The sequence below is a fragment of the Nitrosomonas sp. genome, from assembly GCF_043753625.1.
Taxonomy (GTDB): domain Bacteria; phylum Pseudomonadota; class Gammaproteobacteria; order Burkholderiales; family Nitrosomonadaceae; genus Nitrosomonas.
Genome location: NZ_JAYUWI010000123.1, coordinates 1 through 10,369 on the forward strand (window position 1 = coordinate 1; position 10,369 = coordinate 10,369).

Below are 10,369 nucleotides of genomic sequence, written 5' to 3' on the forward strand. Positions count from 1 at the left end.
GAATAAAATTATCAATTAATAGTTTTTGGTTAGCGACTTGTTTATAAATGATAACTTGTGTTTATTTACAGTGACCAACAATTAACGATGACATAGCCTAATTTTTTAAGGTATTGTAGCGATGAGTAACCCGTACCAAAATCATCCAACTCAAAGTGAATGCCAATTTCTTTTAATTCACTCAAGGTCAAAATGACTTTCTCAATATTATCGACCAATATGCTCTCTGTCAGTTCCAGCTTGAGGCGTTTGGGATTGATACCATGCTGTTGCAAAGTAGATTTCACGGTTGCTGCAAAACCGTTGTTGTGGAATTCTTTAGCGCTGACATTTATTGATAAACTAAGCTCGCGGGTTAGTACACTCTGCTCCCAAGATTTCAATTGAGCACAGACGGTGTCTAATACCCATTGGCCAATAGCAATTATCAACGACTTATTTCCTTCAGTGATTGGAATGAATTGAGATGGCGTCATCATCCCTCGTTCAGGGTGAAACCAGCGAATCAGTGCTTCAGCACCAATTAGGTTATTCGAATCATCGACTTGAACTTGATAATATAACAGGAATTGATCTAACTTGAGCGCTTGGGCTAATTCGCGTTCAAGCGTTATCCGGTCGGTAATCTCTTGTTGCATCTTAGGGTCGAAGAAGCGCAGGGTATTGCGTCCGGATTCCTTAGATTGATACATCGCGATATCTGCTTGCTTCAGTAATTCATCCATTGGTAGGTCTTGGCCGCTGAACAATGTGATTCCAATGCTGGTGGTGATGTAGTATTCGCATGTTTTGAGCTGAAATAGCTTGCTCATCGCGGCGGTAATCTTTTCGGCTATTATCAGTGCGGTTGCTGCATGTTCAATAGGTTGATGGCTTAATCCAACCAGTAACACGACAAACTCATCGCCCCCTAAGCGCGCTACAGTATCACCGTCGTTTACACACTGAGTCAGGCGCTTTGCAACTTGATGCAACAGCAAGTCGCCCATGTCATGGCCGAGCATGTCATTCAGTGTTTTAAAGTGATCGAGGTCGAGAAATAGTAATGCGCAACCGTATCCGGTACGCGCACTTAAACGCATTGCAATGGTGAGCCGGTCAATAAATAGACGCCGGTTGGGAATCTGGGTGAGCAGATCGTAGAAAGCCAGATTCCTGATCTCTTCTGCCGCAGCATTAATCGAAGAGATGTCGGTTAAGGTGGCAACATAATTACTAATGCTGCCGGCTTGATCTTTTACCGTGCTAATACTGAGAAATTCTGGATACAATTGACCCGATTTGCGTCGGTTCCACACTTCACCAGACCATTTGCCAGTGTTACTGATGCGTCTCCACATTTCGGTATAAAAGCTTGCATCATGTCTGCCTGATTTGAATATATTTGTTTTCCTACCGACCACGTCTTCAGCAGAATAACCTGTAATTTCGGTAAAGGCACTATTCACCCTCAGAATTATGGTGTGGGCGTCAGTAATGAAAATGCCTTCTTGCGTTTCAAAAGCGGCAGCAGCAATCAGTAAGCTAGCTTCCATCGCTTTGCGTCCATTAATGTCAAATAGAACAGATCGAAATTTGTCCACCATTCCAGTATCATCTAGAATGGCTTTTGAATAAATAGCAATGTGTCTAGTCTCGCCATTAGCGGCAATTAAATTCAGTTCTATCTCATCGAAGAATCCAACATGGTGGCAATGATCTAGATAATTACGAAATTTTTCTTGGCTTTCTAGAGTCAGTAATTCTTCAAATCTCTTAAAACCCATTATTTCTTTCGCTGTATACCCCAGCCAATTGAGTTCTTGCTGGTTAATACTGAGGAAATGGCCAGATTTATCTAGTGTATGTAAGCCAAACGGTACCTTTTTGTATAGTGTTTTTAGCTTATTCTCAAGCGCATCAAATCTTGCATCAATGCCATCAATATCATCAATTCTTAGGGCAATACAATGCTCCTTTAATCTTGTCTTCGAGGGCCTAATAATATTATGCATTAGGGTATTCTTTGACGTTCAATCAAGTCGCTTTGTTACTATTCTGTTGTTGCAGAAAACTTTCCAGCACAACATCCCTCGCTTCATTGGACATTCTCACAGCATCCGCCGCAGACGTGGTTGCGCGTTTGGTGGCTTGAGCCGATTCTGCTACAGCTAGAGCGACGGATTCTTCCGAGTAAACAGTGGCAGCCGCTGCTGCGGCGGCAAATATAACCGAGTTATTGGCGGCTTCTCTAGCTGCTCTTGCGGATTTATTGGCGGAAAGTGCAGCCTGGGAGGCAGAATCCGCTGCGCGATTTGCGGCTTCACTGGCACAGGCAGTTAATGCTTTAAGCGAGACCAGAACTTCGTTATAGCTTCTATTGACCGAAGTAAAGTTTTGACGCAAAACACCGACTTCATCCTCAAGGGAGGCAAGCCTAGCAAAAATAATCTTTTCTGATTCTATAGTCATTCGATATCCAATTTGGATTATGGGTAGAAATTTTAAAGTTATTTGCAAATCTATTTTCTGTTTTATGGCATCCTCAGACGAGTCAAGCCAGACACGAAATCGTGGCCTGATGACACTAGCGGCATCAAGCAAACACATCGGCTGCCGTGCCCAACCAAAACCTGCGGTTAAGCTGCTAAGCGAATGCCGCTGGGAGATGCTTGGTGTTAGAAACTTGCCTTGATCACAGCAGTAGAACAAGCCAAATCGATGGAAAAGAGGTGCGCTGACTACATCAACTTGTACTTTGGAATCGAATTCGCTTGAAAAAATCGTACATCGGCTATAATGAAATTTTGTATGAAAATCATGGATATGACAACACCGCCATCCCACAAGCTTGATTTCAGTGTACACCCACTTGCAGACGATTGTTGAAGTATCTTTCTTGCCGGGATTTTTTTGAGGTGGTCACTTCAATCATTATATTTTAGATAAGTAATGAAGCAGTATTTAATTGATTCTAAATGGCAATTACCTGAATATCCGGTTCAATGGTTTTTAACATATTCTCAATCCCCCTCAATGTGCCTGATATGGAACTGGGACAAGTACCGCAGGCACCTTGGTAGTGGATACGCAAAGTATTGCCTTCGAGTCCTAAGATATGCAAATCACCGCCATCGTGCTGCAGGTACGGTCGTACTTCTTCATCCAGTAAGACATTGATTTTTTCCAGACGTAATTGATCTTCTGGGCTTAAATCAGCGAGAACACTACTGGCAGCGGCTACTGTTTCGGCAGATTGCGCCGAGGCAGCGGGTGCTGCCCGAATTGGATCGGCAATTTCACGCGCCAGGTCTTGCCAGTTGGCTTCTCCATCCTGAGTGACTGTGACCCAGTGATCGATATAAAAAACATTCGTAACATGATCGATATCAAATAATGCAGCAGCCAAGGGATCATCTTGAGCGGCTTCGGCATTATCGTACGATCGTGCAATTCCCCAGGTCAGGGGTTCTTTGAGAATAAATTTCAAAGCATTTTTGTTAGGCGTTCCTTCAATATCAGCAATTTTTGGCATTTTATTTTTTATCAATACTGAGTATGCAATTATTTTTCAGGAAAGTTGTTTGGGTATATATGACAGGATCACTGATGCGATCTAACTTAGTATACTACTGAATCAATTAGGATTTGCTCGATATCGCGTGCGCTGAATCATGATTTGCTTCAGTTGATGCGCTGGTTATCGAGTTGAGCGCGGCATGTAGGGTATGCCACGGTAAGATCGCACATTTAACGCGTGTTGGCAGGTCACGTATGCCAGAAAAAACCGTCAGGCGTCCAAGGTGATGCGGGTGTGTGGTATCCAATTTTCCAGTTGCTAATTCACGAAACTCATGAATAAGTGTTTCTGCGTCTAAACGAGATTTTCCCTTAACAGCTGCTGTCATCATCGAGGCGGAAGCCTTGCAAATTGCGCAGGACTCACCTTGGAAAGCAATGTCATTGATCTGATCATTTTCAAGTTGCAGGGTAATATCCAAACGATCGCCACATAAGGGATTATGCCCAACTGCTTGGTGGTTGGCGTGACCCAGCTTGCCATAATTACGTGGTTTTCTGTTATGGTCGAGAATGACTTCCTGATACAGTGAATTGGTATGCATTATAAAAAAACCTTTTGGACATTCTTAATGCCGGCGACTAAGGCATCCACTTCTGTTTTTTTATTGTAGAAGGCAAATGAAGCACGGGAAGTGGCTGGCACATTAAAACGCTGCATCACGGGCTGTGCACAATGGTGTCCGGTGCGAACGGCAATACCATCCTGATTTAGAATCGTACCGATATCATGCGGATGAATACCGTCGATCGTAAAAGAAAGCACGGCTGTCTTTTCTATCGCTGTGCCAATAATCCTGAGACCTGGAATATCGTTTAAGCATTCCGTCGCATAGTTAAGTAAGGATAACTCATATGCAGCGATACGCTCAATACCAATAGCCGTCAAGTAATCAACAGCAGCACCAAAGCCAATAGCGGCGGCAATAGGGGGGGTGCCTGCCTCAAATTTATGTGGAATAGTATTGTAGAGTGTTTCTTCAAAAGTGACGGAAGCAATCATGTCGCCGCCGCCTTTGAAGGGCTGCATGGATTCCAATAAAGCAGCCTTTCCATAGAGTATGCCTACACCGGTTGGGCCGCAAAGCTTATGCGCAGAAAAGGCATAAAAATCGCAATCGAGAGCTTGAACGTCAATGGTGATATGCGGTGCTGCTTGCGCACCATCAATCAGAACAGGAACGCCGTGTTGGTGAGCAAAATCAATCATGCGCTGGACGGGATTAATGGTGCCGAGTGCATTCGATACGTGAATTAGGCCAACAAACTTGGTGCGTTCGTTAAACAGCTTTTCATATTCATCAACTTCCAGTTCACCCCTGTCATTAATTGGAACGACACGAATTTTTGCACCCTTCTCATTGGCGAGAATTTGCCAGGGTACGATATTGGAATGATGTTCCAAAGTGGTCAGAATGATTTCATCGCCAGCTTTGATAAACTTACGTCCGTAGCCGTGCATGACCAGATTGATGGAATCGGTTGTGCCGCTGGTAAAGATAATTTCTCGATCTTCACGTGCGTTGACGAACTGTTGGAGTTTGCAACGCGCGGTGTGATACTCCATTGTGGCGACTTCGGACAGATAATGAACAGCACGATTGATATTCGCATGCTGCGTAGTCTGATAGCGTACCAAGCGATCAATAACTTGTTGTGGCATTTGACTGGATGCTGCATTGTCGAGATAGACAAGTGGCTTGCCGTCAATTTTAAGCTTCAGAATCGGAAAATCTGCGCGAATCTTTTCCATATCAAAGCCGGCTGAAATTTCAGGTTTCAAAGAGACTGTGGCTGGGTTCATGATTAGTTACTTTGAGTCTGATTAAGAACGGCCTGTTCCAATTGTTGCCTGAGCGAAGTGACAGGAACACGGCTGATGATTTCTGCGCCAAATGCGTAGGTTAATAGATTGCGTGAGGCTTTTGCTGATAAGCCGCGACTTTCCAAATAAAAAATTTCTTCTTGATCTAATTGTCCGACCGTTGCGCCATGCGCACATTTAACGTCATCGGCAAAAATTTCCAATTGAGGTTTTGTATCTACTTGTGCCGATTTGCTAAGTAACAAGTTGCGACTGGATTGCGATGAGTTCGTCTGCTGCGCATGAGGGCGTACGATGATTTTTCCATTAAACACAGCGTGCGCGGCATCATCGACAATACATTTATGTTGCTGGCGGCTGGTGCCGCTGGGTTTGGCATGATCAATGCAAGTATGCGTATCTGCAAGTTGACGATCTGAAATCAAAGTCAATCCATCAATGACACATTCTGCTGCCTCATCAGTTAACTGGACATTCAGGTTATAGCGAGAAATTTGCGATCCCAATGAGATGCTGGTTGATTGATAATTGCTTGCATGGGCGAGCGATACTGCACAGTTCGCCAAATGAAAAGCCTGTTTGCTTTCACGCTGAATTCGAATGTGTTTGGCGTGCGCATTGGCAGCCAAGCTGATTTCTGTTACCGAATTGGTGATGTAAGTTGCTTGTTGAAGCGCTACATAATCCTCAATAAGTGTTACATTGCTTCCTGCTTCGCCAATCAATAAACAGCGTGGATAACTAGTCACTTCAGTTTGAGTTGCAATAAACAACAAGTGAATTGGTTCGACAATAGCGATATTCTTTGGAACAATGATCAGTGCGCCATCGCGTAGGAAGGCTGTGTTTAATGCTGCAAATACGTTGTTGTCAAATTGGACGTATTGCCCTAAGTGAGATTCCAGAACCGATGAATGCGTTGTTACAAATGTTGACAAGTTGCCAATCACAAGTGCGGCAGGGTCAATAATCGTCGATAAGTTTTGGGAATAATGACCGTCAACAAACACCAAGCGGTTTTTTGCTTCCTTTAAGGTTAAGTGCTCAATGTCATGTACCTGTAGATTGCATTTCGATTGTGATGGTTGATAGGGTAGGTGGGCTAAGGGTGAAATATCCGTAAAGCGCCATTCTTCATCACGCCGGGTCGGCAATTTTTGCGAACTGACACGATCAATTGCTCGAGCGCGTAATTGATTCAACCAAGACAGTGATTCAGTCGATTTTATCGACCAAGATTTAAGCAGATAGTCAAGATAATCTGTGTTGGCTAGATCACTCATGCGATTATCCCAGCAACTGATTTATCTGTATTAACCCAATCATAACCACGTGTTTCCAGTTCCAATGCCAGCTCCTTCCCGCCTGTCATGACGATGCGGCCTGCCTGCATGACATGTACAAAATCAGGCACGATATAATCCAGCAAGCGTTGGTAATGCGTGACTAGGATCGTTGCATTGTTTTTATTGGCGATTTGATTGACTCCATTGGCCACTGTTTTAAGTGCGTCGATATCAAGTCCGGAATCTGTCTCATCCAGAATACTCAGCCTGGGTTCTAACAATGCCATTTGTAAAATTTCGTTACGCTTCTTCTCGCCGCCTGAAAAACCTTCGTTAACACTGCGATCCAAGAAATCAGGGTTCATTTCCAGCAATTTCATTTTTTCACGCACAAAATCATCAAATTCAAGAGGATCCAGTTCTTCTTTGCCACGTTTTGTTTGTACAGTATTGTAGGCGAGGCGAAGAAATTGTGTGTTAGCAACACCCGGAATTTCGATCGGATATTGGAAAGCCAGAAATAATCCGGCACGCGCGCGCTCTTCAGGAGGCAATTCTAATAAGTTATTGCCTTCAAATTGAACTGATCCGCCTGTGATTTCATAAGCTGAATGACCGGCTAACACTTTTGCAAAGGTACTTTTGCCTGAGCCATTTAAACCCATAATGGCATGTACTTCTCCACTCTTAACGGTAAGATCAATGCCTTTTAGAATCTCGGTACCGTTGATACTGGCGCACAATCCTTCAACAGAAAGTATGGTTTTGCTGTTTTCATCAATCATCCGACACTTCCCTCCAGTTTGAAGCTCAGAAGTTTCGTGGCCTCAACGGCAAATTCCATTGGCAGCTGCTGAAATACATCCTTGCAAAACCCGTTGATAATCATTGAAACCGCTTCTTCTGCATCTATACCGCGTTGCGAGAAGTAGAAAAGCTGATCTTCGCCGATTTTAGAAGTAGAAGCTTCATGCTCAACGATTGCGCTATTGTTCTGTACTTGTATGTATGGAAAGGTGTGTGCGCCCGATTGGTCGCCAATCAGCATGGAATCACATTGCGAATAGTTACGTGCACCCTCTGCAGTTGGAGTGATACGTACCAGACCGCGATAGCTACTGTTTGAATGGCCCGCTGAGATACCTTTGCTGACAATTGTGCTGCGTGTATTTTTTCCGAGATGAATCATTTTTGTACCAGTATCGGCTTGTTGATAATTGTTAGTGACTGCAACCGAATAAAATTCACCAACAGAATTATCTCCACGCAAAATACAAGACGGGTATTTCCAAGTAATTGCAGAACCGGTTTCCACCTGTGTCCAGGAAATTCTTGAGTTAACACCTTTTGCCAAGCCACGTTTGGTTACAAAATTGTATATCCCGCCCACACCATTTTCATCACCGGCATACCAGTTTTGAACTGTTGAATACTTAATATCCGCATTATCTAATGCGATCAATTCAACAACTGCTGCATGCAACTGATTTGTATCAAATCGGGGTGCGGTGCAACCCTCAAGGTAACAAACGGACGCGCCTTCTTCAGCAATGATCAAGGTTCGTTCAAATTGCCCGGAACCTTCCGTGTTAATACGGAAATAGGTGGATAAATCCATTGGACATTTAACACCTTTCGGTATGAAGCAGAAAGATCCATCGGTGAATACTGCAGAATTCAAAGCCGCAAAGTAGTTATCACCTACTGGAACTACAGATCCTAGATATTTTTGGATGAGCTCCGGGTGATTTTGTACTGCTTCCGAAATGGAACAGAAAATAATACCTACTTCAGCAAGTTTTTCCTTATAGGTAGTGGCCACTGAAACACTATCAAAGATGACATCAACAGCGACACCTGCAAGTGCTGCGCGTTCGTGCATGGGTACACCGAGCTTCTCAAATGTGCGCAGTAATTCAGGATCAACTTCATCCATACTGGCGAGTTTTTGCTTTGGTTTGGGTGCTGAATAGTAGCTGATTGATTGAAAATCAATTTTTGGATAATGAACATTCTGCCATTCTGGCTCAGTCATCGTTAGCCATTTCTGATAGGCTTTTAGGCGAAATGACAAAAGCCATTCGGGCTCATTCTTTTTAGTCGAAATTAATCGGATGATATCTTCGTTTAGTCCTTTGGGTGCGATATCGGATTCAATCTCAGTAACGAAGCCATGTTTATATGGTTGATTAACCAGATTTTGCAGTACTGCGCTCATTTGGTTTGTTCCTTTATTTTAGTATCTTTAGTTTTAAAACAGATATTTCAAATTGCTAAAAGTCAAGTCAGGTTTTTTGTAAAAAGAAAAAAATTCATTTGAAACTACCATGACCTTGAGTCAACTCTTAGTAGGTTCTTTCACGCTAAAACTATCGCCACAGCCACATGTGTTATCAGTATTAGGATTGATAAACTTGAACGAGCTATTGAGGCCTTCCTTGGTAAAGTCGATTCGAGAGCCATCTATATAGGGTAAGCTGCTTGTATCCACAACTACTTTTGTTTTATGGGATTCAAATAATTGATCATCTGATTTGATCTCATCCGCATAGTCGAATATATAAGAAAATCCTGAGCAGCCTGATTTTTTAATTCCAACTCGTAACGCAAGCCCTTTGCCTCGTTTTGCAAGTTGCTGTTGGATATGTTTTGCGGCATTTTCAGTTAAGGTAATTGGCATAATATTAATTCACTGCAATATTCTCAATTTGATTAAAATTATCAAGGTATTTATATGTCGTCTGCTCCATATGATCAGACGCGCTCTTTACATTCACTATCACAAAATGATTGGACACAAGCCTGATTAAATTGTTCAGTATAAGAACTTGTAAAGTCATCATGATGATATCTTCAAGAATCGAGATTTTTAACTGGCGGATACTCTATTTATGCAGCGCTTGTTTCACGCATATCAAGAAGCGGTACGATGGCATCGTTTTGTTGATTTATTTGATTGTCAACAAGCTCCTTAAGTGTTACATCACCAAGGTATTCAAAAATAAGATCGTTTAGTTTCGCCCATAAGTCGTGAGTCATACACTTTCCATCGTTATGGCAATTCTCTTTACCGCCACACTGTGTGGCATCAATAGGTTCATCCACAGCAAGAATAATGTCAGCTACCGATACTTTATCTAAATCTTTTGCAAGGCAGTAACCGCCACCAGGTCCACGCACACTATCCACGAGCTCGGATTGACGCAATTTTGCGAATAACTGCTCCAAATAAGATAGTGATATTTTTTGCCGCTGACTAATGTCTGCCAACGTCACGGGATGGCTGCTTTGTTGTAAAGCAAGATCCAATAATGCTGTTACCGCAAATCTGCCTTTTGTTGTTAATCTCATGATTGACTCCTTCTAAAAATCGGGTGGGTTGATTGTTAAAAATAAGTGCTTGCATGAATAATACCCGATTGATTTAGTCAACTATACAATACCTGATTGATTTGGTCAACTATGTGTTGATGTAGCGCCAGGGCAATCGGGCTTAAAGAGGCTTAAAAACAGAAACAAGATGAGGTATTAGCTTTATCATTTTGATTTCAAATGATAGAGAAACCGATAGCGTCAATTATCCATCACTTTTCAAGTATTGCAGATCCGAGAGTAGACAGGCAAAAGAAACACCAGTTACAGGATATATTTTTTATCGCCTTATGCGCTGTTATCTGTGGGGCGGACAATTGGGTGGCTA

The 10,369-nt window shown here is 42.7% G+C and carries 11 protein-coding genes; 1 reads left to right on the plus strand and 10 read right to left on the minus strand.

The window, feature by feature from the left end:
* Nucleotides 1-65: 65 nt before the first annotated feature.
* The 10 genes from ACH10T_RS10560 to iscR all read right to left on the minus strand — a co-directional run bounded on the left by ACH10T_RS10560 (nt 66) and on the right by iscR (nt 10,020).
* Nucleotides 66-1,994, minus strand: coding sequence for a diguanylate cyclase domain-containing protein (locus ACH10T_RS10560; protein ID WP_394809236.1), 1,929 nt, complete (start codon nt 1,992-1,994; stop codon nt 66-68).
* A gap of 22 nt (nt 1,995-2,016) precedes the next feature.
* Nucleotides 2,017-2,451: a hypothetical protein gene (locus ACH10T_RS10565; RefSeq protein ID WP_394809237.1), complete on the minus strand. Its 435-nt coding sequence runs from the start codon at nt 2,449-2,451 to the stop codon at nt 2,017-2,019.
* 502 nt (nt 2,452-2,953) lie between these two features.
* Complete coding sequence (locus tag ACH10T_RS10570; RefSeq protein WP_394809238.1) at nt 2,954-3,514, minus strand: NifU family protein; 561 nt, start codon at nt 3,512-3,514, stop codon at nt 2,954-2,956.
* A 106-nt stretch (nt 3,515-3,620) separates the two neighbouring features.
* Nucleotides 3,621-4,103, minus strand: coding sequence for a Fe-S cluster assembly sulfur transfer protein SufU (gene sufU / locus ACH10T_RS10575; RefSeq protein WP_394809239.1), 483 nt, complete (start codon nt 4,101-4,103; stop codon nt 3,621-3,623).
* Nucleotides 4,103-5,362 carry a SufS family cysteine desulfurase gene (locus ACH10T_RS10580; RefSeq protein WP_394809240.1) on the minus strand — a complete coding sequence of 420 codons (1,260 nt, stop codon included), beginning with the start codon at nt 5,360-5,362 and terminating at the stop codon, nt 4,103-4,105. The genes sufU and ACH10T_RS10580 overlap by 1 nt, the downstream gene beginning before the upstream one ends.
* A gap of 2 nt (nt 5,363-5,364) precedes the next feature.
* Nucleotides 5,365-6,666, minus strand: coding sequence for a Fe-S cluster assembly protein SufD (gene sufD / locus ACH10T_RS10585; protein WP_394809241.1), 1,302 nt, complete (start codon nt 6,664-6,666; stop codon nt 5,365-5,367).
* Complete coding sequence (sufC, locus tag ACH10T_RS10590) at nt 6,663-7,454, minus strand: Fe-S cluster assembly ATPase SufC (protein ID WP_394809242.1); 792 nt, start codon at nt 7,452-7,454, stop codon at nt 6,663-6,665. The genes sufD and sufC overlap by 4 nt, the downstream gene beginning before the upstream one ends.
* Nucleotides 7,451-8,887, minus strand: a complete 1,437-nt coding sequence (sufB, locus tag ACH10T_RS10595) for a Fe-S cluster assembly protein SufB (protein ID WP_394809243.1) — start codon at nt 8,885-8,887, stop codon at nt 7,451-7,453. The genes sufC and sufB overlap by 4 nt, the downstream gene beginning before the upstream one ends.
* Before the next feature lie 120 nt (nt 8,888-9,007).
* Nucleotides 9,008-9,349 (minus strand): HesB/IscA family protein, encoded by a 342-nt coding sequence (locus ACH10T_RS10600; RefSeq protein WP_394809244.1) that lies wholly within the window; start codon nt 9,347-9,349, stop codon nt 9,008-9,010.
* A 209-nt stretch (nt 9,350-9,558) separates the two neighbouring features.
* Nucleotides 9,559-10,020, minus strand: coding sequence for a Fe-S cluster assembly transcriptional regulator IscR (gene iscR, locus ACH10T_RS10605; protein WP_394809245.1), 462 nt, complete (start codon nt 10,018-10,020; stop codon nt 9,559-9,561).
* 201 nt (nt 10,021-10,221) lie between these two features.
* On the opposite strand from iscR, the gene ACH10T_RS10610 reads away from it, so the two are divergent.
* Nucleotides 10,222-10,369 (plus strand): transposase family protein (locus tag ACH10T_RS10610; RefSeq protein ID WP_394809246.1); only part of this gene is annotated, 148 nt, incomplete at its 3' end.